The organism is Streptomyces apocyni, assembly GCF_009739465.1.
GTDB lineage: Bacteria > Actinomycetota > Actinomycetes > Streptomycetales > Streptomycetaceae > Streptomyces > Streptomyces apocyni.
Window position 1 is genome coordinate 379319 of the sequence record NZ_WHOM01000072.1, and the last position, 22723, is coordinate 402041.

Consider the following 22723-nt stretch of genomic DNA (forward strand, 5'->3'; position numbering starts at 1 on the left):
TACAGCAAGCCGCCCCTTTTGCCCGGCTTTTGGTGTACCAAAGTCGCACTTCCCTCCCCGACCTGACCCCACCAGCCCCAGACGTACCCTCCCGCCCCACCGGCCGGTGGCCGCCAAGCCGGGCGCCCCTCCCACGCGCCCGGTCACCCGACGGCCGGCAGCCGCCAAGCCGGGTCACCCCCTACCCGGCCCCTGTGCACTGGGATCACCCCCGGCCCTCAGCTGTTGAGCCGGGGCAGCACAACCCACGCAGCCTTCGTGCGCACCGGTCACCCCCACGGCCTGCGGTCGCTGAGCCGGTGTCGCACCACCCCACCCCTTCGTGCGCACCGGCCACTCCCACCCGCCGCAGCCGCTGAGCCGGTGTCGAACCACCCATCCCCCTCGTGCGCACCGGTCGCCCCCACCCGCCGCAGCCGCTGAGCCGGTGTCGAACCACCCATCCCCCTCATGCGCCCCAACAACCCATCCGCACCCGGCAGCGAAACGCCCGCCACTCCCCCACCTCCGCCGCCGCCTCCCCTGAGCCGCCCTCCCACAGCCTGCATAGCGGGGACGGGACGGATGTCAAGGGTGGAGCGACAGCGGAATCGGCGGAGCCGACGCGACCAAAGGGAGCGCCCTTGACAGCCGGCCCGGCCCCGCGACCATCGAAACAAGAGGGCGGCCACCCCCGCACCCCACGGACACCGGGGCACCACGACACCGCCCCGCCCCGCCCCACCCCTCCCCGCCCCGCCCCGCCCCGCCCCGCGAGGGGACAGGCCGGCCGCTGTGTGCCCAAGCTGCAACGCAGCTTGGGCAGGAGCCCCCAGGACTTGAGGTGGCGACGGCTTGCAGCCGGGGCTCCTCGCGCCTTGTAAAGGTGTCGCACCACGGCGGTGTCTGGCCAGAAGCCGAGCTCGCACTGCCGCGCCGCTCATGCCCCTACGCCGACCGGACGCATGTCAGAGCCCTGGTCGGCGCAACGGGGGTCTCAGGGCTTGTAGACCTTGCCCGGTTCCGGCTTGGCGGGGGCGAGGAGGTCGGTGACCGTGACGAAGGTGTAGCCCTGCTTCTTCAGCTCGGTGATGATGCCGGGGACTGCCGGGACGGTGCCCTTGTATATGTCGTGCAGGAGGATGATCCCGTCGCGGCCCGCCTGGTCCAGGGTGCGCTTCTGGATCAGGGCGGAGTCGTTCGTCTTGTAGTCCTTGGCCGTGGTGGACCACATCACCTGGGAGAGGCCGAGTTCCTTGCAGACCTTCTCGACCTTGTCGTCGGTGCGGCCCTGCGGCGGGCGCATCAGGGTCGGCTTGGTGCCGGTGAGGCGTTCCAGCTCGTCCTGGGTGCGGGAGAGCTCCCTGCGGACCTCGTCCTCGGAGACGTCCGGGAGGCGGGGGTGGGTCCAGGTGTGGTTGGCGACCTCGTGGCCCTCGTCCGCGTCGGCGATGGCGCGCACGGTGTCGGGGTAGCGGTCGATGTGTTTCTTGCCGAGGAGGAAGAAGGTGGCGGGGACCTTCTCCTTCTTGAGGGTCTTGAGGAGTTCGGGGGTCTTGGGCCCGGGCCCGCCGTCGAAGGTCAGGGCGATGCACTTGGCCTCGTTGCAGTCGACCGCTCCGGCGGCGACCTTCACCTGGTCGCCCGCCTTGCCTCGGGCGTCGGACGGGGTGGTGGAGTCGTAGCTTGAGCAGCCGCTCAGCAGCAGGGTGGCGGCGGCCAGGGACGCGCCCGTGAGCGTGGCCCTCCCTCGTATCCCTCGTATCCCCCGTATCGCGCGTATCCCCCGTATCGCGGTGGTCTGCTTCTTGTTCCTGGGCATGGGCATGGGCGGCTTGGGCAGCGTGGTCAGCGCCATGGGTCGGTGGTCCCCGATTCATCCGGTGTCGTGCGGTGGGCGTGCGGCGGGCGTGCGGTGCCACCGGATGTCCCCCCGACAGGTGTTCCCCCCGCGCCCCCCAGTGGCCGTGGACGTCCACAGGACACCCACAGGCCACCGGGCAGAGTACTACTAGACGACTAATCCCGGAGATTCAGGGCATCGCTCACGTTGTCCAGATGATCGACTGGAGTTCGCTGTACGCGTGCAGGGCGTACGAGCCGCAGTCGCGGCCCACCCCGCTCCGCTTGAAGCCGCCGAACGGCGCCTCCATGTTCCGGCCGATGGTGTTCACGCCCACGCCGCCCGAGCGGAGCTGGCGCGCGACCCGGAAGGCGCGGGCCACGTCCCCCGACCACACGTAGTTGAGCAGGCCGTAGTCGGAGTCGTTGGCCAGCGAGAGGGCCTCGTCCTCGTCGCCGTCGAAGGGGACCACCACGACGACCGGGCCGAAGATCTCCTCCCGTACGACCCTCATGTCGTTGGTGCAGTCGGCGAGGAGGGTCGGGGCGACGTAGAAGCCCCGCTCGAAGGGCGGGCGTTCGCCGCCCGCGACCAGCCGGGCGCCCTCCTTCCGGCCCAGGTCCACGTACGACTCGACGCGGTCCCGGTGCGCGGCCGAGATCACCGGGCCGACCACCGTGCCCCGCTCCCTGGGGTCCCCCACCTTCATGAAGGCGAGGTAGTCGGTGAGCTTCGCCAGCAGCCGGTCGTAGATGCCGCGCTGCGCGAGCACCCGCGTCGGGGCCGTGCAGATCTGGCCGCTGTAGAAGGCGAAGGTGGTGCCGATGCCGCTCACCGCCGCGTCAAGGCCCGCGTCGTCCACGTCGTCGAAGACGATCGCCGCGCCCTTGCCGCCCAGCTCCATCAGCTGCCGCTTCATGCCGCGCCCGCACACCTCGGCGATCCGCTGCCCGACCACCGTGGAGCCGGTGAAGCTGACCATGTCGACATCCGGGGAGTCGACGGCCGCCTCGCCGACCTCCGCGCGCGCGCCGGACACCACGTTCACCACGCCCGGCGGAACCCCCGCCTCCGCGAGCGCCGCCGCCATCCGGTACACCGACAGCGGGTCCTGCGGGGCGGGCTTCACGACCACGGTGTTACCCATGGCCAGCGCGGGCGCGACCTTGCCCGCGGGGTTGGCCCAAGGGTTGTTGTACGAGGTGACGCAGGTGACGACGCCAACCGGCTGACGTACGGCCAGCGCACCGAACGCACCTGCCTTCCCCATCGGCCCGGCCTCGTTGACCTGGGGCGGATGGGCGGATTCGACCGGTTCAAGGGCCCCCCTCGCGTAGCGCCTGAAGCGGGAGACCCCCACCGCGACCTGCATCCCGCGCGCGGTCGCGGTGGTCGCGCCGGTCTCGGCCTGGGCCAGCTCGACGTGGGCCGCCGCATCGCGCTGCATGAGATCGGCCGCCCGGTCGAGGATCGCCGCGCGCTCCTCGGGCCGGGTACGCGACCACGGCCCGAACGCCTCCCGGGCGGCGGCAGCGGCGGCGTACACCTGCTCGCGGCTGGCCTCCGGGGCGAGCCCGACGACGCTCTCGGTCGCGGGGTCGATGACCTCGTAATACCCGGCGTCGGGTTCGGTCCACTCGCCGCCGATCAGCAGTCGCTGGGGCCGCTGGGCACGTTGGGCATCGCTCACCTCGTGCTCACCGTCCTGGTGTCCCGCCCGGAGCGCAGCACCTTCCCCGGTACGGCTCCCGTGACCACGTCATCCCGCATGGCCTCCACGCCGTTGACCCACACCGCGCTGATGCCGATCGCCTTGGAGTCGAGCCGCGGGCTGTCGCCCGGCAGGTCGTGGACGAGCGTGGCCTTGCCCGCGTCGATCCGCTCCGGGTCGAAGAGGACCAGGTCAGCGTGGTAGCCCTCGGCGATCCGGCCGCGTTCGCGCAGGCCGAAGAGCTGGGCCGGGTCGTCGGTGAGCAGCTGGATGGCACGCTCCAGGGAGACCAGCCCGCGGCCGCGCAGGCAGTCCCCGATGAAGCGGGTGGTGTACGGGGCTCCGCACATCCGGTCCAGGTGGGCGCCCGCGTCGGAGCCGCCGAGCAGGACGTCCTCGTGCTCCCAGGTCTGGCGGCGCAGCTCCCAGGAGTCGGGGTCGTTGTCGGTGGGCATCGGCCACAGGACCGTACGCAGGTCGTCGTTGGCGCAGATCTCGACCAGGCACTGGAACGGGTCCTGGCCGCGCTCGGCGGCGATGTCCCGTACGACGCGGCCGGTGAGGCCCTCGTTCTCCTTCGTGTACGTGTCGCCGATGACGTACCGGCCGAAGTGGGCGAGGCGCCGGAAGACCCCGGCCTCCTTGGAGTCCGCGCGGCGGAGCATCTCAGCCCGGACGTCCGGGTCGCGCAGCCTGGCGATCCGTTCGGGTACGGGCAGGGCGAGGATGTCGCCCCAGCCGGGGATGAGGTTGAGGGCGCAGAACGTGCCGAGCGACATGTTCATGGGGGTCAGGATGGGCATGGTGAGGGCGACGACGCGGCCGCCCGCCTTACGGGCGCGTTCGCTGGCGGTCAGCTGGCGGGGTACGCGTTCAGGGACGGCGGCGTCGATGGTGAGGACGTTCCAGTTCAGGGGGCGTCCGGCGGCGGCGGACATCTCGACGAACAGGTCGATCTCGTCGTCGCTGAACTGGTCGAGGCATCCGGCGACGATCGCTTCGAGCTGGGTGCCCTCGTGCTCGGCGACGGCACGGGAGAGGGCGAGCAGTTCGTCCGGACGCGCGTGGCGGGAGGCGACGGGCTGGCCGTCGCCGTCCGAGTGGGTGGACGACTGGGTGGTGGACAGGCCCCAGGCGCCCGCCGCCATCGCGTCGTGGAACAGGCGGAGCATCGCGTCGAGTTGGGTGGGGGTGGGCGGGGCGCCGCTGGTCGCGTCGGCGCCCATGACGTGCCGACGTAGGGCGCAATGGCCCACCATGAACCCGGCGTTGACGGCGATCCGCCCTTCCAGAGCGTCCAGGTACTCGCCGAAGGTGTGCCAGTTCCAGGGGGCGCCCTCTTCGAGCGCGACCAGGGACATGCCCTCGACCTTCGACATCATCCGCCGGGTGTAGTCGGCGTCTTCGGGGCGAGCGGGGTTGAGCGGGGCGAGCGTGAAGCCGCAGTTGCCGCCCGCGACGGTGGTCACGCCGTGGTTCAGGGACGGGGTGGCGTACGGGTCCCAGAAGAGCTGGGCGTCGTAGTGCGTGTGCGGGTCCACGAAGCCGGGGGCGAGGACGTGGCCGGTGGCGTCTTCGGTGGTTCGGGCCGCCTCCGTCTCGGCCACGGCCGCGCCCGGTTTGGCGATCACGGCGATCCGGCCGTCGCGGATGCCGACGTCGGCGACGTATCCGGGGGCGCCGGTGCCGTCCACGACGGTCGCGCCGCGGATGAGGTGGTCGAGCATGCGGGTTCCCTTCGGGGTGCGGTTCGGATGCGGTCGGGTGCGGTTCGGGTGCGGGGCGGGTGCGGGCCGTGTGGGCTGGGGTCAGGGAATGGCCCCCACCCCGCCCCTTCCCGAAAGGCCTCAAACGCCGGCCAGGCTCAAAGATTGGCCTCAAACGCCGGCCAGGCTGGAGTTTCGCCCCTTCGGGCTCAATTTGAGCCCGCGCCCTGCCGGAACCGCGTCGTCCGATGCACCGGGTCCGTGTCGATCTTCGGGATCACATGCTCACCGATCAGCTTGATCGACTGGAGGGTGTCCTCCCGCGAGACCCCGATCGGCAACCCGAACGACAACTGGTCGGCCCCGGCCTGCTCCCACCGCTTGCACTGCCGCAGCACCTCGTCCGGGTCCCCGCAGATCAGCAGCTCCTCGGCGATCAACAGCTCGATGATCTCCTCGTTGAACTCCGGCAGCGTCTCGGGCCAGACGGGGAAGCCCTCAGGCCGCGGGAAGGTGTCGTGGTACCGGAACACCAGCGACTGTAGGTAGTGCAGCCCGCCGCCCGCCGCGATCCGTACCGCTTCCTCGTGCGTCGGCGCGCAGATCGCGGTCGACGTCACCATGACGTTGTCGTTGACGAAGTCTCCGACCGGTTCGGCTTCCGTGATGGCCGTCTTGTACTGCTCCAGCACCCACTCCATGTCGGAGACCTTCTGGACGCTGAACCCCAGGACCCCGAGCCCCTTCCGCGCGGCCATCGCGTACGAGGGCGGGGACCCGGCGGCGTACCACATGGCCGGGTGGGACTTGCCGTACGGCTTGGGGAAGATCTTGCGCGGCGGGAGCTGCCAGTGCTTGCCCTGGAACCCCTGGTACTCCTCCTGGAGCCACATCTTGGGGAACTCGGCGATGGTCTCTTCCCAGATCTCCTTGGTGTAGTTCATATCGGTGACGCCCGGTATGAACCCCAGGATCTCGTGTGAGCCAGCCCCGCGCCCGGAGCCGAACTCATGCCGTCCTTCGGAGAGATGGTCGAGCATGGCGACCTTCTCGGCGACCTTGACGGGATGGTTGACCTGCGCCAGCGGGTTGAAGATGCCGGACCCGAGGTGGATACGGTCGGTGGCGTGGGCGAGGTAGCCGAGGAACACCTCGTTGGCGGAGAGGTGCGAGTACTCCTCCAGGAAGTGGTGCTCGGAGGCCCAGGCGTACTTGAAGCCCGACTTGTCCGCCTGGATGACGTACTCGGTCTCCTCCATCAGCGCCTTGTGCTCGGCGAGTGGGTCGGTCTCGGCCCGCTTGCCCACGTATCCCTGTACAAAGAGCCCGAATTCCAAGGAGGTTCACCATCCTCTTCAGTTCCTGACGAGTATCTGACGAACCGTCAGATCTCGATGGCGTCGACTGTTCCACCGCCACGCTGAGCCGTCAATACTGATGGAGCGTCAGGCACTACGGACGGACGGTCAGATGACGCTGACCCCGGCCAGCCATCCCCCGTCGATCACGAACGGCTGCCCCGTGATGTACGAGGAGTCCGCGCAGGTGAGAAAGAGCGCCAGGTCCGCCACCTCGCGCGGTCGCCCGACCCGCCCCAGCGGCACCAGCTTCCGGTACAGCTCGTCCAGCGCGGCCGAGGTCTCAGCCGGGTCAGCCTCAGGGTCAAGCTGCGAGGGGTTGGACATCGGCGTATCAATGGCGCCGGGACACATCGCGTTGACCCGGATGCCGCTCGGCGCGAGCTCCATGGCCGCGACCCGGGTCAGCCCGAGGATGGCGTGCTTGGTCGCCGCGTACGTCCCGACGGCGGCCATCCCGGTCATCGCGGTGTACGAGGCGGTGTTCACGATCGTCCCGCCACCCGCCGCGCCGATCTCACCCGCGACGGCCTTGACCCCGAGGAAGCAGCCGACCTGATTGACCCGCACCACTTCCATGAACTCGTCCAGCGGGGTGTCCACCAGCGCGTTGAACCGCAGAATCCCCGCGTTGTTCACCAGCCCGTCGACCTTGCCGAAGGCCTCCTTGGCCACGGCCACGGCCGCGCCCCAGTCGTCCTCCCGCCCCACGTCCAGGTGCACATACCGGGCCCGGTCCTCGCCTATCTCCTTGGCGACAGCCGCCCCTTGCTCATCGAGTACATCCGCGACGACGACCCGCGCGCCCTCCTCGGCGAAGAGCCGCGCCTCCTGCTCGCCCTGCCCGCGCGCGGCACCGGTGACGACGACCACACGCCCATCCAACTTGCCCATACGTACGCACCCACCCCTTCACCTTCATCTACCGAGACTGTTTGTCAGCCATTGAGCTGAGGCGCCACATCCGCCCCGAACGCCGCTATCTGCTCGACGAGTTCACCCCGACTCCGACTGCGGAATCGCACCTGGATCTGCCCCACCCCCATCGCCGCGTACGCCCGCAGCGACTCGGCGAGCGCCTCCGGCTTGCCGCTCAGCGTCCTGCGCCCCACGTCCCAGCCGGGCTCACCCACGTACAGCGGCTCGGTAATGGCCCCGACGGTGATCGGCTCGGACACCCCGGCCGCCTCCCGCAGGCGTCTCAGCCTGGCGATCTGCGCGGGCAGCCGGTCCCGCGTATCGCCCTGCGGCAGCCAGCCGTCGCCTCGGGTCGCGGCCCTGCGTACGGCGGCGGGGGACGACCCGCCCACCCACACCGGAACCCGTTCCTGCACGGGCCGGGGCAACTGCCCCAGCCCACTGAACGCATAGCGCTCGCCGCGGTGCTCCGGATACTCCTCCTGCCCCAACGCGGCCCTCAGCGCGTCGATCGACTCGTCCAGCACGGCCCCGCGCCCCGCGAAGTCCGCCCCCACCGCGGCGAACTCCTCCGCGACATGCCCGGCCCCGACTCCGAGGATCAGCCGCCCGCCGCTGAGCCGGTCAAGCGTGGCGTACTGCTTGGCGGTGACGAGCGGATGCCGCAGCCCGACCACGGCGACGTGACTCAGCAGCCGCACCCGCCCCGTCACCGCGGCGAGGAAGGAGAGCGTGGCCACCGGGTCGTACCAGGTCGTCCCCATCGCCGCGGCCAGCCGCTCCGGGATCGCGACGTGATCGCAGTTGGCGACATAGTCGAAGCCCGAACGATCGGCGGCCTGAGCGATCTCCACGAGATCGTCAGGACCAGCCCCGGCCTCCCAGCTCTCCGCGAAGATGCTGCTCTGCGACTGCACGGGAAGCTGCATCCCGTACAACAGCCGCCCACGCACCAAGCCCTGCGGCATGTCCCGCTCCCTTGATTTGACGATCCGTCACCTAACGGAAGGCCGCCCCATCGTCTTATCTGACGGTCCATCAGACAAGAGGGAAGGCAAGGGCGTCGGAGGGAGGGAGGGAGGGAGGGGGCTCGCGGCGCGGTCAGCCCGCTACGCCGACGGGGCCCACAGACCGTCGTCCGTCAGGCCCAGGAGGTCGATGGCGTTGCCGCGTACGATGCGGTCCACCGTTTCCGGGGGCAGGTGACCCATCTGGGCTTCGCCTACCTCCCTCGACTTCGGCCAGGTGGAGTCCGAGTGCGGGTAGTCGGTCTCGTACAGGACGTTCGCGACGCCGATGGCATCCAGGTTCCGCAGGCCGAAGGCGTCGTCGAAGAAGCAGCCGTAGACGTGCTCGGCGAAGAGTTCGGATGGCGGGCGGTGCACCTTGTCGGCCACTCCGCCCCAGCCGCGGTTCTCCTCCCAGACCACGTCCGCCCGTTCCAGGATGTACGGAATCCATCCGATCTGACCCTCGGCGTACATGATCCTGAGGTTCGGGAAGCGTTCGAACTTGCCGCTCATCAGCCAGTCCACCATCGAGAAGCAGCAGTTGGCGAACGTGATCGTGGACCCGACGGCGGGCGGGGCGTCCGCCGACGTGGACGGCATCCGACTGGATGAACCGATGTGCATGGCGATGACCGTCCCGGTCTCGTCGCATGCCTGGAGGAACGGGTCCCAGTCGTCCGCGTGGATCGACGGCAGCCCGAGGTACGGCGGGATCTCGGAGAACGCCACGGCACGCACCCCCCGCGCCGCGTTCCTGCGCACCTCGTCGGCGGCCAGCCGCGCGTCCCACAGCGGGACGAGGGTGAGGGGGATCAGCCGCCCGCGCGCCTGCGGTCCGCACCACTCCTCGACCATCCAGTCGTTGTACGCGCGGACTCCCAGCAGGCCCAGCTCGCGGTCCTTGGCCTCGGTGAAGGTCTGTCCGCAGAAGCGCGGGAAGGTTGGGAAGCAGACGGCGGACTGGACGTGGTTCAGGTCCATGTCGGCCAGCCGGTCCGGGACGCTGAAGGAACCCGGCCGCATCTGCTCGTATGTGATGACCTCCAGCTTGATCTCGTCCCTGTCGTAGCCGACGGCGGTGTCCAGGCGGGTGAGGGGCCGGTGCAGGTCCTCGTACACCCACCAGTCGCCTATCGGGCCGTCATCGCCCGGCTGCCCCATGACCGGCGCGAATTTCCCGCCCATGAAGGTCATTTCCTTCAGGGGGGCGCGTACGACCCGGGGGCCTGTGTCGCGGTACTTGGAGGGGAGGCGGTCCTGCCAGACGTTGGGGGGCTCCACCGTGTGGTCGTCCACCGAGATGATCTTCGGGAAGGTCTCCATGCGCCCACGGTAGCGCCGATCTGACGAACCGTCAGCTAGTCGTACGTGGAGTCCTGCGTGACGCCGTACGTGGCTGGTCCATGGCTTGCCCTCGGCGAACGTCCAGGGTTGCCTGTGGGCAGACGGTGTGAGAGGTGTCTCCCACGGCTGACGTATCCGGCGCGCACAAGGCAAACTGGCAGCGGCGGTTCCAGTGCGCCCTGCCCCGGACGCCGTTCGCTGTTCGCCGATCGCCGTTCGCGCGGGGGCGTGCGGGAACGGAAAGTGGGGAGCGGGAGCGGGGGGCGGGAATAGACGCGAATCGCCAGGCTTTGCAAAAGAACCGTCAAGGTTCGTCAGGGGGACAGGGATGGACGCTGTACCGCGAGTACCCGAGCAGCGGCGCCCGGGAGCGTCGCGGGAGCTGCGCTTCAGTGTGCTCGGACCGGTACGTGCCTGGCACGGCGGCGAGCCGCTGGCCACCGGTTCCCCGCAGCAGCGCGCCCTGCTCGCCGCGCTCCTGCTGCGCGCGGGACGTACGGCGACCGCCGCCGAGCTGATCGACGCGATCTGGGGCGACGAACCCCCCTCACAGGCCCTCGCGGCCGTACGTACTTACGCCTCCCGGCTGCGCAAGGCGCTCTCCCCTGACGTCCTGGCCAGCGAGTCGGGCGGGTACGCGATCCGGCTGCCCGGCGAGGCGCTGGACCTGGCCGTCGCCGAGGACCTGTGGGCCCAGGCGGAGAAGGCCAGGAGCGCGGGCGACCTCTGCCACGCCCGCGGCCTGCTCAACGAGACGCTCGCCCTCTGGGACGGCGAGCCCCTCGCCAACGTCCCCGGCCCCTACGCCGACACCCAGCGCACCCGGCTGGAGGAGTGGCGCCTGCAACTCCTTGAGACCCGCCTGGACATGGACCTGGAGCAGGGCTGCCACGCGGAGTCGGTCTCGGAGCTGACGGCCCTGACGGCGGCCCACCCCCTCCGTGAGCGCCTGCGCGAGCTGCTGATGCTCGCCCTCTACCGCTCCGGCCGCCAGGCCGAGGCACTCGCCGTCTACGCGGACACCCGCCGCCTCCTCGCGGACGAGCTCGGCGTGGACCCGCGCCCCGGCCTCGCCGCACTCCAGCAGCGCATCCTCCAGGCCGACCCCGCCCTGGCCGAGCCCACCGCCGCGCCCGCCAGCCCCGCTGCGGCGCCGGTCCGCCCGGCCCAGCTCCCGGCGACCGTCCCTGACTTCACGGGCCGCGCCTCCTTCGTAGCGGAACTGGGCGACATCCTGTCCTCGGCCGAAGGCAAGGTGATGGCGGTCTCCGCCCTGGCCGGGATCGGCGGCGTGGGCAAGACCACCCTCGCCGTCCATGTGGCCCACGAGGCCCGCCCCCACTTCCCCGACGGCCAGCTCTACGTCGACCTCCAGGGAGCGGGCCCCCGTACCGCCGAGCCCGAGACCGTACTGGGCTCCTTCCTCCGCGCCCTGGGCACCGCCGACTCCGCCATCCCCGACTCCATGGAGGAGCGCGCGGCCCTGTACCGCTCCCTCCTCGACGGCCGCCGGGTGCTGGTCCTGCTGGACAACGCCCGCGACGCCGCCCAGGTCCGCCCGCTGCTGCCGGGCACAGCCGGGTGCGCCGCCCTGGTCACCTCCCGTATCCGTATGGTCGACCTGGTCGGCGCGCACCTGGTCGATCTGGATGTGATGTCCCCGGAGGAGGCACTCCAGCTCTTCACCAAGATCGTCGGTGAAGAGCGGGTAGCGGCGGAGCGGGAAGCGGCCCTGGACGTGGTCGCCGCCTGCGGCTTCCTCCCCCTCGCCATCCGTATCGCCGCCTCCCGGCTGGCCGCGCGCCGCACCTGGACCGTCTCCGTACTGGCCGCGAAGCTGGGCGACGAGCGGCGCCGCCTGGACGAACTCCAGGCGGGAGACCTGGCGGTGAAGGCGACGTTCGAGCTGGGGTACGGGCAGCTGGAGCCCGCACAGGCCCGGGCGTTCCGTCTCCTTGGCCTGGCCGACGGCCCCGACATCTCGGTCGCGGCGGCCGCCGCCGTACTCGACCTCCCCGTCGAGGACACCGAGGACCTGCTGGAGTCCCTGGTCGACACCTCACTCCTCGAGTCGGCGGCGCCGGGCCGCTACCGCTTCCACGACCTCGTACGCCTCTACGCTCGCGCCTGCGCCGAACGCGACGAACAGCCTTCCAGCGAACGGGAGTCGGCGCTTTCACGGCTGCTGGACTTCTACCTGGCCACGGCGGCGGGCGTGTACGCGATCGAGCGCCCAGGGGACCTGATGGTCGACCACCTGGCCCAGACCCGTTACTCCGGCCTGAAGTTCACGGACGGCGGCTCGGCCCTGGACTGGCTGTACGCGGAGGCCGACTGCCTGCTCGCCTGCGTACAGCAGTCGGTGGTGCCCGAGCGCCTCAGGCGCGCGGTCGACCTGCTCTGGGCCGCCAAGGACCTGGCCGAGTCAGGCGCCAACGCGCTCCGGTACGAGACCACAGCCGTCGCCGTACGCGACGCCGCCCAACGCGCCGGGGACACCTTCGCGGAGGGCCGGGCCCGGACGACGCTCACCAACGTCCTGCTCGTGTCGGGTCGTATCGCGGACGCGGACGACGAGGCCCGGCTGGCGATGCGGCTCGCGGAGTCCGCCGGGGACACGGCGGCGGTGTGCTGGGTGGCCAACGACCGGGGCATCATCTGCTGGTACCAGGCCAGGTACGAGGACGGCGAGGGCTACTTCACCAAGTCCATCGAGACCTCCCGGGCAGCGGGCAACCGAGCGAGCGAGGCCACCGCCCTGTGCAACCTCTCCCGTACGCAACTGGGTCTGGGCCGTACGAGTACCGCGGCCGAGACCGCGCAGCACGGCATCGACATCTACGACGAACTGGGCTCGGCCCTCCGCGCGGCCAACGGCCGGTACTCGCTGGGCATCGTGCTGACCAGGGCAGGCCGCCTCACTGAGGCCCTGCGCCACCTCACCGACGCCCTGAGCACCTTCACCGAACACCGGCAGCAACTCTGGGAGGGCACCACGCACTTCCGGATCGCGGAGGTCCATCTCGCCGCCCGCCGCCACCTCCAGGCGGCGCAGCACGCCGAGCAGGCGCTGCCGCTGCGGTGCATCGGCGGTGACCGGATACGAGGCCACGTACTGACCCTGCTCGGCAGGGCCCTGACCGGACTCGGGCAGCTCGACCGGGCCAAGGTGTGCTGGCAGGACGCCCTTGGCCTGTACGAGCAGTGCGGGGCGGCGAGTGACGCGGAGGAGATCCGGGGGCTGCTGACGCCCGCCACAGCCGCCTGACAGCGGGCGCGAGCGGTCCCGTCTGGGCGTTAATCGTTCGTTTATCGCGGCCTGTCAGTCTCATTTCTGTCCAACCGTCGTGTCGGGGGGCAGACGGTCTGGCGAGGAGCCGTGCCGCTAGGGTGAGCGGCTCCGAACGCCCGTCCGGCGGTTCTCGGGGGAGCTGCCGGACGGGCGTTCCACACTCCGTGTTCCATCGATTTCCACACAACAGGGGAGCTCACGTCATGGGCGAGCAGGCGAAGGCGAAGACGAAGAAGCCAGGGGACACCACCACCCAGGACAACCACATACCCAGCGAGCCCGCCGAGGAGACGACTCCGACGGTCGAGACGCAGGCTGGTCCGTCGTCCAAGGACGACCCGATCCTGAAGCCTCAGGACAACCACATTCCGTAACAGGTCTCTCCGGAGACCCGTCCTCACGGGGATCGGCCGCGGTGGCCCGGAGGGGAGCCACCGCGGCCGAAGCATGCCCGGCGCGGCTCTGGTCCCGCGCACGCCGCCCGCCCGGCAATTTCGGTTGACGTCGCGGTCCGTGTGCGGGTTCTCTGCTGGGATGGACACCCTCCGCTTCGTCGAACCCGTCACCGATGCCCAACTCGCCGACTGGCAGCACGTGCACAACGTCATCGTGCCGCCCGCCGCGATGTCTCTGGACGAGGTGCGTGGGCGGGCTGGGCGGTATCACCTGGAGGTGGCGTACCTCGGGGACGTGCTGGTCGGGTGTACAACCGTACGGCCGCCGACCGACGAGAACGCGTCGGCCACCGTGATCGCGCGGGTGCTGCCCGAGTACCGGCGGCGGGGGTTCGGGGAGCGGCTCTACGGGCGCGGGCTCGGGCGGGCGAAGGCGCTCCGGGCCAGCGTGATCGAGACGGTCGTCCTCGGGTGCAACGCGGAGGGGCTGCGGTTCGCGCAGGCGCAGGGGTTCGTCGAAGTGGAGCGTTACGTACTGCCCGGGGACAGCACGCCGTGGATTGACCTGCGGCTGGCCTGACCTGCGGCGTACCGCGCCGAGCGCTCCGCCCAACGGCCTAGGGCCACAGCCCCTTACGCGCGCCCGGGGGTACGCATAGCGTGCCGACATGACCGACTCGATCGAAATCACCGACACCAGCGACACCACCGGCACCACCGACACCACCGGCACCCTCGACGAAGCGCTCCAGCGACTGCACGCCCTCGGCCCCGAGTACGAGGACCGGCTCAGCAATCACGGCCCGATGGCCGTGGAGGCACTCGTACGGCACGGGCAGGCGGCGTCCGTGCACCGGTGGCTGGATCGCTACAGCACCAAGCTGGAAGACCTGTCCACGCGCGACACCCCCGTCACCGACGCCAACTGGTCCGAGGCGCTGGGCGATCGGCGCCGGACAGCGGACTGGATCGCGTACTTCGAGCGTCAGGTCACCGAGGAAGGCCAGCCCTGGCAGGAGGTGTTGGCTCAGTGGTGGCCCCGGCTGCTCTCCGGCATCGCGGCGAGCGCCACCCACTCGGTGATCCGTGTGGGGCATTCCGTACGAACCCTGCTGGACGGCGGCGACAGCGCGCCCCGCGTCGCCGAGTTGGCGCACGCCCTCGGCTACTGGGCCGCCTGCCACCAGCCGCTCCCCGAGCTGAAGACCCTGGATCCGGTGCCGCCCAGCGCCCTGGCCGCGCTGGACGCGGTGGAGCCTATCCCCGAGCCGGTCATCGGCATCAACAACCGGCTCGCCCAGCTCACCGCGTTCCCGCGGTGGCCCGCTACGGGCCCTGCCGACCCGATGGACCCGGACGCCACGCGGGCCGCGCTGCGTGAGCTGGTCACCGCCTCCGTGCACCGGTACGCCACCCATGGGCACGGGAACGCCGTGATGATGGTGCACTCCGCCACCGCGCCCAACGCCGTACTGCGCACCCTGCCCGCGCTCCCCCACGAGCTGTGGCCGATGTCCCTGGCGGCGGCCTGGACGGCGAGCGCCGCCATCACCGCGGCGTACACCCCCCGTGAGGGCGTGGCGTACATCCCGGACAGCACGGACCTCACGCCCGACGAGGTCTTCGACCGCGCCGCCGCGCACGGCGACGACCACGCCATCAAGTTCACCGACACGGCGCTCGACGTGGGGGACGCCACGGCACTCACCGCGGCGTCGCGCTCGCTCGCGCTCATCGACCCGGTGGGGTGAGGGCGGGGCCCGGTAGCGTGCGCATCTGTCCCTGCTAACCTCGCGCGCTATGAACGCTCACGGGGGATTTTCGGACAACACGCCATCGCCGTACGGCCCACCACAGGGACAGGCGCAGGGGCAGGGTCAGGGGCAGGCGCACGGGCAGCCGCAGCAGGGGCCGTACCCGGGTTACGGCCCGGGGCAGCAGGCCCCCGGTTACGGGCCTGGCCCGTACGGACCCGGCCAGCCGCCGCACTACGGCCCGCCGGGTGGCGGCGGGTACGGGCCGGTGCCTCCGCCCCCGCCCCCGCCGAGCGGCGGCGGCTCGGGGAACGGCGGAAAGATCGCCATCGCCGCGATCGCCGCCGTCGCCGTACTCGCGGGCGGTGTCTTCGGCGCGTTCCAGCTGCTCGGCGGCGATGACGACAAGGGCAGCGACAAGGGCGGCAGCGCCCGGCCTGGCGGCGTCGCGCCGAGCGCGTCAGCCGATCCCGTCGACCTGAAGGCCAGCCCGCGCGTCCTCACCGGCGACCAGCTCTGCGCGATGGTGCCGGACAAGCTGATCAAGGACATCATTCCGGCGGACCCGACCCGGACCGGGCGCACCGGCAGCAGCGGCCGCCAGGACAGGAACGCCAGCTGCAACTGGGTCAACTACCGCGCGGACGACGACCGCAAACTGGACGTCACGGCCAACGCGTACGGCCCTCAGCAGAGCCCGCCGCGCGGCTCGATCGACCGGGCCAAGGACCGGTACACCAGGGACAAGGAGCAGCGCGAGCGGCAGGCGGCGAGCCAGTCCGGTTCCGGCAGCGTCAAGGTCGGGAAGATCACCGAGCTCAAGGACCTCGGGGACGAAGCCGTCCTGGTGCCCATCCCCGCCCCCAGCCGCGACGAGACGTCGGCCCAGGTCCTGGTGCGGGCCGGGCTGTGGGTCGTCGACGTGCGCTACCGCAGTACGAAGGGCGGCCAGCAGGCCGCCGAGGACGGCGCGCGGGCCGCTGCCGCGGCGGTGGCCAAGGAGCTGGCCAAGGACAAGGGCGACGGCAAGACCAAGGTCAAGGTCGAGGGCGCGTGTCGGTATGTCGACATCAAGACCGTCGCGGGCCTGGTACCGGAGGCGGGTCCCGGGTCGGCGGGAAGCTACTCGGGCAAGGTCCCGCAGACGAACTGCCGGTGGACGACCGAGCGAACGGCGGCGCCGAAGCCGGGTGAGCGGCTGCCGACGGGCCATCTGCGGGCGAGCACGGCCCTCTTCTCGGGGCAGCTCAACGGCAAGTTCCAGTACGAGCGCAAGCGCAAGGCCGCCGTGCGCAAGGCGTCCAAGGTCACCGACACCGGGATCCTGGACATCACCTGTGAGCAGCCCAAGGACCTCCCGGGCATCGGCGAGCGGGCCTTCGTCCAGTACTGCCTGGCCGAGAAGCAGCGGAAGGGCACCCTCAGCCAGAACGAGACGCCCTATCTGACGGTCTTCTCCTACGTCGGTGACACCCTGGTCGAGCTCGAGTTCCGGGGAATGAACTCCGGTGGCGGCTCGGAGCCGGTGTCCTTCGACCGCGCGAGCGCCGATCCAGCCATGGCCAAGATTGCCAAGGCCTTCACGGCGGGCGCGAAGAAGGCCAGCTGAGCGCCTGAGACGAGCCTGCGGCGGGCTTGAGCCGAGCCTGCGGCGGCCTGAGGTGAGCGGTCCTTCAACGGGTCAACGGGACCTCAGCTCCCGCTTCAGCACCTTCCCGCTCGCGTTCCGCGGGAGGTCGGGGACGAACTCGACCTCCCGTGGGACCTTGTAGTTGGCCATCTCGCGGCGGGACCAGGCGATCAGGTCGTCCGCCGTCAGGGTCGAGCCGGAGTGGCGGACCGCGTACGCCTTGCCGACCTCGCCGAGGCGCGGGTCGGGCACGCCGACGACCGCGACGTCGGCCACATCGGGGTGCAGGGCGAGCAGTTGCTCTATCTCGGCAGGGTAGGCGTTGAAGCCGCCGACGATGAACATGTCCTTGATGCGGTCGGTGATGCGCAGATTGCCCGCCTCGTCGAGTACGCCCACATCGCCGGTGCGCAGCCAGCCGTCGGGGGTGATGGCCTTCTTGGTCTCCTGGGGGTCCTCGAAGTAGCCGCTCATGACGTGGTGGCCGCGTACCAGCACCTCGCCGGGCTGGCCGGGAGGCAGTGGCTGGCCCGAGCCGTCCGTCACCCGTACCTCGGTGCCGGGGATGGCGCGGCCCGATGTCGCGGCGATGACCGTCGGCTCGTCGCCGCCGCGGCACATGGTGACGATGCCGCTGGCCTCGGAGAGGCCGTAGGCCGTCAGTACGGTGCCGATCCGCAGCTCCGAGCGCAGTCGCTCGACGAGCCGGAGCGGGACGACCGCCGCGCCGGTCACGACCAGCCGGAGCGCTGAGAGGTCGTGTTGGTCGCGGGCCGGATGGTCGAGGAGTGACTGGTGCAGGGTGGGCGGGCCCGGCAGGACCGAGATGCGTTCGGCGGCGATGTTCGCCAGCACCGTGTCGACGTTGAAGACCGGCTGCGGCACCATCGTCGCGCCGCGCATCAGGCAGGCGATGATGCCCGCCTTGTAGCCGAAGGTGTGGAAGAACGGGTTGACGATGAGGTAGCGGTCGCCTTCACGCAGGCCCGCCAGTCCGCTCCAGATGTCGTAGCAGCGCAGGGTCTGGGCGTGCGTGATCACGGCGCCCTTGGGGCGGCCCGTGGTGCCTGAGGTGAACATGATGTCGGAGGGGGACGAGGAGTCGATCGCGGCGGAGCGGTCGTGTACCTCGGCGGCGCTGACCGTCTCGCCGCCTGCCAGGAAGTCCTTCCAGGTACGGAAGTTCTCCGGTGCGTCGTCGGAGAGGACCACGACCTGTTCCAGGTGCGGCAGACCGGGCAGCGGTCCGGTGCCGCTGCCCTCGCTGGTCGCGCGCCGTAGGGACGCGACGTACGACGTACCGAGGAAGGTGCCGGTGACGAACAGCAGCCTGGCGCGGGAGCGGGACAGGACGTAGGCCGCCTCGGGTCCCTTGAAGCGGGTGTTCAGCGGCACCAGGACCGCTCCCGCGCTGACCGCGCCGAGCGCCGAGACGATCCAGTCCAGGGTGTTGGGCGCCCAGATAGCGACCCGGTCCCCCGCCTGGACCCCGCTCGCCATGCAGGCCGCGGCGGCGCGCTCCACCCGCTCGCCCAGCTCGGCGTACGAGATCCGGGTGCGCCCCTCGACGACCGCCTCCCGGTCGCCGTACCGCCGCGCCGCAGCGCGTACCAGCTTCGGGATGCTGCCCCATTCCAGGTCACCGCGCGCCGCGGGCGTCGTCGCAGGCGTCCTCGCAGTCGTCGTCGCGGGTGTCCTCGCAGGCGTCGCTCGCATCACAAGCCCTCCCACTCACTAGCTGACTATCCGTCAGATTAGCTGTAGCCTTCCCCGCTGTCAGCAGTGACGCAGGCAAGTCGATCGGGGAGGCGGGCGATGGCGGCGGCGATAACGGCGACAGGCCTCAAGGACGCTACGGCGATAGTCGGCATAGGCCAGACCGCCTTTGCCAAACAGCTACCGGAGTCAGAGAAGACCTTGGCCTGCCAGGCCATCATCAGCGCGCTCCACGACGCCGGTATCGCTCCCTCCGAAGTCGACGCCTTCTCCTCTTACACCATGGAGGAGACCGACGAGGTCGAGATCGCCAAGGCGATCGGCGCCGGTGACGTGACCTTCTTCAGCAAGGTCGGATACGGCGGCGGCGGTTCCTGCGCCACCCTCGCCCACCTCGCCGCGGCCGTCGCCACCGGACAGGCGACCGTCGGGGTCGCCTGGCGCTCCCGCAAGCGCGGCAGCGGGCCACGGCCCTGGAAGAACACCGCCGTCCAACTGCCCACGCCCGCCCAGTGGACCAGGCCGTTCGGCCTGCTGCGCCCCGCCGACGAGATCGGCATGCTGGCCCGCCGCTATATGCACGAGTACGGAGCCACCCGGGACCACCTCTTCAATGTCGCGCTGGCCTGCCGCAACCGGGCCAACCAGAACCCGGCCGCGATGATGTACGAACGTCCCCTCACCCGCGAGATGTACATGACGGCACGCTGGATCAGCGAGCCGCTCTGCCTCTTCGACAACTGCCTGGAGACCGACGGCGCCCTGGCCTGCGTCATCGTGTCCGCCGAGCGCGCCCGCGACTGCCGCCAGAAGCCCGTCTACCTGCACTCCGTCGCCCAGGGACTGCCCTCCCAGCACCACGGCATGGTCAACTACTGGAACGACGACCCACTCTCCGGACCCGCCTGGACCGCCGCCCGGCACCTGTGGAAGCAGGCCGACTTCGGCCCCCAGGACGTCGACGTGGCGCAGATCTACGACGCGTTCACCCCGCTGATCCCGCTCTCCCTGGAGGGCTACGGCTTCTGCGACCGCGGCGAGGGCGCGGCCTTCACCGAAGGCGGCGCCCTGGAGATCGGCGGACGACTGCCCCTCAACACCGGCGGCGGCGGACTCAGCGAGGCGTACGTCCACGGTTTCAACCTCATCACCGAGGGCGTGAAGCAACTGCGCGGCACCAGCACCGCGCAGATACCCGATGCCGCCACCTGCCTGGTCACCGCGGGCGAGGGCGTACCCACTTCGGCCGTCCTGCTGAGGAGTTGACCGCTCATGTCGTCCATATCGTCCATGCACTCCACTATGAAGGCCACCACTGACAACAGGCTGCTGCTGCCCCTTCCCGACGACGACGGCGCCCCGTTCTGGGAGTACGCGGCCCGGGGCGAACTCCGCGTCCAGGCCTGCGCCGCCCCGGACTGCGGCGAACCGCGCTTCCCGCCCCGCCCCTGCTGCCCGCGCTGCCAGTCCTTCGCGAGCGAGTGGCGCGCGATGAGCGGCAAGGGCCGCGTCTGGTCGTACGTCATCCCGCACCCGCCGCTGCTCCCCGCCTACGCCGAGCAGGCCCCGTACAACGCGATCGTCGTCGAGCTCGCCGACGCGCCCCGCATCCGCCTGGTCGGCAACCTGGTCGCTGGCCCTGGCGCCCCGCTGAACTCCGTGCCCGCCGACCGGCTGCGGATCGGTGCCCGTGTCCAGGTCGTGTTCAGCGACGTCGGTGGGATCGCCGTGCCGCACTGGACGCTGGACCGGTGAGCGGCATGGCGACGCTGCGTACCGAGACCGACGACGAGACCGGAGTCGCCGTCGTCACCCTCGACCGCCCGGCCAAGCACAACGCCATCGACCTGGCGACCGCCGCTGAACTCTCCGCCGCCTGGCGCCGGTTCCGCTTCGACGACTCCGTACGCGCGATCGTCGTCACCGGCGCGGGCGACCAGGCCTTCTGCACCGGAATCGACCGCTCCGTCACGGTGCCGCAGCCCTCGTCCCCGTACACGATCGACGATCCGCTGCTCGCGATCGGGCCCAAGGCGAACGACCTGTTCAAGCCCGTGATCGCCGCCGTGAACGGGATGGCCTGCGGGGGCGCCTTCTATCTGCTCGGCGAGGCGGAGTTCATCGTCGCCGCCGACCACGCGACCTTCTTCGACCCGCACACGACCTACGGCATGGTCAGCGCGTACGAGTCGATCTTCATGGCCCAGCGGATGCCGTTCGGGGAGGTGGCCCGGATGGCCCTGATGGGTACGGCCGAACGGGTCTCGGCCCGGCGGGCGTACGAGACCGGCCTGGTCTCCGAGCTCACCGCGCCGGGCGAGGCACTGGACGCGGCCCTCGCCTGCGCGCGCGTCATCGCCTCGTACCCGACCGAGGCGGTGCAGGGCACCGTCCGGGCCGCCTGGGCGGCGCGGGAAGCGGCGCGCACGCAGGCCGTCGCGCACGCGCCGCACCTCATCGCGCTCGGCAATCTGCCCCCGGAGCGGCAGGCCGACCTCTTCAGCACCCGCCGCACTCGCAGCACCCGCCGCCCGGACTTCAGGCTCCGCTGACGGACTCCGCGTGGCGGGCTTCGCCCACCCGGCGTAACGTCGGGACCGGACGGCCGCCGTCCGGGTCCCTTCCGTGTCTGGTGCGACGGCCGTCACCGCCGCGTGGCCCTACGAGCCGTGGCGGGCCGCGCCCGCCGCAGTGGGCCGCGCCGTCAGCGTGCCGCCGCCGTGCCCGTACCCTTCACCGCGTCCAGCGCGTACACGCACCGGTCCTTACTACAGGCGTAGACCACTCCCGCCTCAGCCACCGGAGACCCGGTGATCTCCCCACCGGTGGCCAGCTTCCAGCGGAGCTGCCCGCCGTCCGCGTCCAGCGTGTAGAGGCAGTGGTCAGCGGAGCCGAAGTGGATACGGTCCTCGGCGGCGACCGGGGCACCGATCACCTCGCCGCCCGCCTGGAAGCGCCACTTCGGTGTGCCGGTGACGGCGTCCAGGGTGTAGAGGCCGTTGCCGCTGCCGACGTGCACATGACCGCCCGTGACGAGCACGGGTTCGATCGACGAGCGGGCCTCGGTGGCGATCCGCCAGCGGTCGCGCCCGTCCGTGGCGTCCAGGGCGTAGACCGTGCCCAGGTAGTCCACGAGGTACACACCGCCGCCGGTCACCGAGGGCCCAGGCGCGAACGCGGGCGGCGAGAGGAAGACAGCCGGAGCCTCGAAGTGCCAGCGGACATGCCCCGCCGCCACGTCGATCGCCAGCGCCCGCGTCCCCGCGACCACGTACACATAGCCGTCCTCGGCCTGGGTGAGCCGGACGGGCGCGCCGCCGCAGGACGCCGCGTCCCCGATGGGGTACGTCCAGCGCTCGACGCCGGTACGTGCCTCCAGGGCGCGCAGCCTGGCGTCCTGCCAGACGTAGACCGTGCCGTCCTGGATGACGGGCCCGGCCTGCGGCGTCTCGAAGTCGGTCTGGGCGTGGGTGATCTCCCACAGCTTCTCGCCGTTGGCCGCCTCATAGGCCTGTACGCCGCCGCCACGGGTGCCGGTGACGACGGTGCCCCGGTCGGCCTGGAGCGAGTAGACCCAGGCGTCGGTCTGGACCCGCCACAGGTCGGAGCCGTCCTTGGCGTCGAGCGCGTACAGCGAGGGGCCGTCGGACGCGTGGATACGGCCTTCGGTGACGGCCATCGACCAGGCGACGTCCCGCGTCTTGAAGCGCCGCCTCCCCGTGGCCACATCCAGGGCGTGCACCTCGAAGGAGGTCACATAGACCTGTCCGCCCGAGACGTACGGGGTCCCCCACACGTCGTTGGACATACGGAACCGCCACGGCCGCCAGGGCGCGCCATCCGGCGCGGGGGGTGCCCCGACGGGGGCACGGGCCGGTCCGGGTAGCGCGGCGTCCGCGCCGTGCGGCCCATTCGGCCCATCCGAGCCGTGCGGGCCGTGCGGTCCGTTCGAGCCGTGCGGTCCGTTCGAGCCGTGCGGTCCGTTCGAGCCGGGCTTCGACGCGCTGGACCAGGAGTCAGCGAGCCCCCCGTCGGGCAGGGCGACGCGGCCCGCCGCGTCCCGCCCG

The 22723-nt window shown here is 71.0% G+C and carries 17 protein-coding genes; 8 read left to right on the forward strand and 9 right to left on the reverse strand.

Annotated elements, in window-relative coordinates; translation table 11 throughout:
- Positions 1–976: 976 nt before the first annotated feature.
- From GCN81_RS27000 to GCN81_RS27030, 7 genes are all read right to left on the reverse strand, one after another.
- Complete coding sequence (locus tag GCN81_RS27000; protein WP_231626986.1) at positions 977–1837, reverse strand: polysaccharide deacetylase family protein; 861 nt, start codon at positions 1835–1837, stop codon at positions 977–979.
- A 187-nt stretch (positions 1838–2024) separates the two neighbouring features.
- Positions 2025–3512 carry an aldehyde dehydrogenase family protein gene (locus GCN81_RS27005; protein WP_156727116.1) on the reverse strand — a complete coding sequence of 496 codons (1488 nt, stop codon included), beginning with the start codon at positions 3510–3512 and terminating at the stop codon, positions 2025–2027.
- Positions 3509–5260: an N-acyl-D-amino-acid deacylase family protein gene (locus GCN81_RS27010; protein ID WP_156727117.1), complete on the reverse strand. Its 1752-nt coding sequence runs from the start codon at positions 5258–5260 to the stop codon at positions 3509–3511. Before GCN81_RS27010 ends, GCN81_RS27005 begins: the two co-directional genes overlap by 4 nt.
- Before the next feature lie 188 nt (positions 5261–5448).
- Complete coding sequence (locus GCN81_RS27015) at positions 5449–6576, reverse strand: LLM class flavin-dependent oxidoreductase (protein ID WP_156727119.1); 1128 nt, start codon at positions 6574–6576, stop codon at positions 5449–5451.
- Positions 6577–6705: 129 nt separating this feature from the next.
- Positions 6706–7491, reverse strand: coding sequence for an SDR family NAD(P)-dependent oxidoreductase (locus tag GCN81_RS27020; protein ID WP_156727120.1), 786 nt, complete (start codon positions 7489–7491; stop codon positions 6706–6708).
- A gap of 44 nt (positions 7492–7535) precedes the next feature.
- Positions 7536–8483, reverse strand: coding sequence for an LLM class F420-dependent oxidoreductase (locus GCN81_RS27025; protein ID WP_156727122.1), 948 nt, complete (start codon positions 8481–8483; stop codon positions 7536–7538).
- Between the two features lie 141 nt (positions 8484–8624).
- Positions 8625–9848, reverse strand: coding sequence for an amidohydrolase family protein (locus GCN81_RS27030; RefSeq protein WP_156727123.1), 1224 nt, complete (start codon positions 9846–9848; stop codon positions 8625–8627).
- A gap of 349 nt (positions 9849–10197) precedes the next feature.
- On the opposite strand from GCN81_RS27030, the gene GCN81_RS27035 reads away from it, so the two are divergent.
- The 5 genes from GCN81_RS27035 (at position 10198) to GCN81_RS27055 (ending at position 16919) form a co-directional block, all read left to right on the forward strand.
- Positions 10198–13137 carry an AfsR/SARP family transcriptional regulator gene (locus tag GCN81_RS27035; protein WP_156727125.1) on the forward strand — a complete coding sequence of 980 codons (2940 nt, stop codon included), beginning with the start codon at positions 10198–10200 and terminating at the stop codon, positions 13135–13137.
- Positions 13138–13364: 227 nt separating this feature from the next.
- Positions 13365–13535, forward strand: coding sequence for a hypothetical protein (locus GCN81_RS27040; protein ID WP_156727127.1), 171 nt, complete (start codon positions 13365–13367; stop codon positions 13533–13535).
- A gap of 160 nt (positions 13536–13695) precedes the next feature.
- Complete coding sequence (locus GCN81_RS27045; protein WP_156727129.1) at positions 13696–14136, forward strand: GNAT family N-acetyltransferase; 441 nt, start codon at positions 13696–13698, stop codon at positions 14134–14136.
- 88 nt (positions 14137–14224) lie between these two features.
- The gene (locus GCN81_RS27050; RefSeq protein ID WP_156727131.1) at positions 14225–15307 is read left to right on the forward strand and encodes a questin oxidase family protein; all 1083 of its coding nucleotides are present in this window, start codon (positions 14225–14227) and stop codon (positions 15305–15307) included.
- Between the two features lie 49 nt (positions 15308–15356).
- Positions 15357–16919, forward strand: coding sequence for a hypothetical protein (locus GCN81_RS27055; RefSeq protein WP_156727133.1), 1563 nt, complete (start codon positions 15357–15359; stop codon positions 16917–16919).
- Between the two features lie 72 nt (positions 16920–16991).
- On the opposite strand, the gene GCN81_RS27060 is transcribed toward GCN81_RS27055, so the two are convergent.
- Positions 16992–18656 (reverse strand): FadD3 family acyl-CoA ligase, encoded by a 1665-nt coding sequence (locus GCN81_RS27060; RefSeq protein ID WP_156727135.1) that lies wholly within the window; start codon positions 18654–18656, stop codon positions 16992–16994.
- Between the two features lie 99 nt (positions 18657–18755).
- Between GCN81_RS27060 and GCN81_RS27065 the strand changes: the two genes are divergently transcribed.
- From GCN81_RS27065 to GCN81_RS27075, 3 genes are read left to right on the forward strand one after another with little or no spacing between them, the layout of a single operon-like run.
- Positions 18756–19922 carry a lipid-transfer protein gene (locus GCN81_RS27065; protein ID WP_156727137.1) on the forward strand — a complete coding sequence of 389 codons (1167 nt, stop codon included), beginning with the start codon at positions 18756–18758 and terminating at the stop codon, positions 19920–19922.
- A 6-nt stretch (positions 19923–19928) separates the two neighbouring features.
- On the forward strand, positions 19929–20411 hold the full coding sequence (locus GCN81_RS27070; RefSeq protein ID WP_231626987.1) for a Zn-ribbon domain-containing OB-fold protein: 483 nt from the start codon (positions 19929–19931) through the stop codon (positions 20409–20411).
- Positions 20412–20416: 5 nt separating this feature from the next.
- Positions 20417–21208 (forward strand): enoyl-CoA hydratase/isomerase family protein, encoded by a 792-nt coding sequence (locus GCN81_RS27075; protein ID WP_156727200.1) that lies wholly within the window; start codon positions 20417–20419, stop codon positions 21206–21208.
- Between the two features lie 152 nt (positions 21209–21360).
- Here GCN81_RS27075 and GCN81_RS27080 read toward each other — a convergent pair.
- On the reverse strand, positions 21361–22723 hold a 1363-nt coding region (locus GCN81_RS27080), incomplete at its 5' end, for an outer membrane protein assembly factor BamB family protein (protein WP_231626988.1).

Coding starts and splice junctions, on each gene's coding strand:
- GCN81_RS27030 (WP_156727123.1), bottom strand. CDS start 9,848: ATGGAGACCTTCCCGAAGATCATCTCGGTGGACGACCACACGGTGGAG.
- GCN81_RS27000 (WP_231626986.1), bottom strand. CDS start 1,837: ATGGCGCTGACCACGCTGCCCAAGCCGCCCATGCCCATGCCCAGGAAC.
- GCN81_RS27060 (WP_156727135.1), bottom strand. CDS start 18,656: ATGCGAGCGACGCCTGCGAGGACACCCGCGACGACGACTGCGAGGACG.
- GCN81_RS27070 (WP_231626987.1), top strand. CDS start 19,929: ATGTCGTCCATATCGTCCATGCACTCCACTATGAAGGCCACCACTGAC.
- GCN81_RS27035 (WP_156727125.1), top strand. CDS start 10,198: ATGGACGCTGTACCGCGAGTACCCGAGCAGCGGCGCCCGGGAGCGTCG.
- GCN81_RS27050 (WP_156727131.1), top strand. CDS start 14,225: ATGACCGACTCGATCGAAATCACCGACACCAGCGACACCACCGGCACC.
- GCN81_RS27010 (WP_156727117.1), bottom strand. CDS start 5,260: ATGCTCGACCACCTCATCCGCGGCGCGACCGTCGTGGACGGCACCGGC.
- GCN81_RS27045 (WP_156727129.1), top strand. CDS start 13,696: ATGGACACCCTCCGCTTCGTCGAACCCGTCACCGATGCCCAACTCGCC.
- GCN81_RS27065 (WP_156727137.1), top strand. CDS start 18,756: ATGGCGGCGGCGATAACGGCGACAGGCCTCAAGGACGCTACGGCGATA.
- GCN81_RS27055 (WP_156727133.1), top strand. CDS start 15,357: ATGAACGCTCACGGGGGATTTTCGGACAACACGCCATCGCCGTACGGC.
- GCN81_RS27020 (WP_156727120.1), bottom strand. CDS start 7,491: ATGGGCAAGTTGGATGGGCGTGTGGTCGTCGTCACCGGTGCCGCGCGC.
- GCN81_RS27025 (WP_156727122.1), bottom strand. CDS start 8,483: ATGCCGCAGGGCTTGGTGCGTGGGCGGCTGTTGTACGGGATGCAGCTT.
- GCN81_RS27075 (WP_156727200.1), top strand. CDS start 20,417: ATGGCGACGCTGCGTACCGAGACCGACGACGAGACCGGAGTCGCCGTC.
- GCN81_RS27040 (WP_156727127.1), top strand. CDS start 13,365: ATGGGCGAGCAGGCGAAGGCGAAGACGAAGAAGCCAGGGGACACCACC.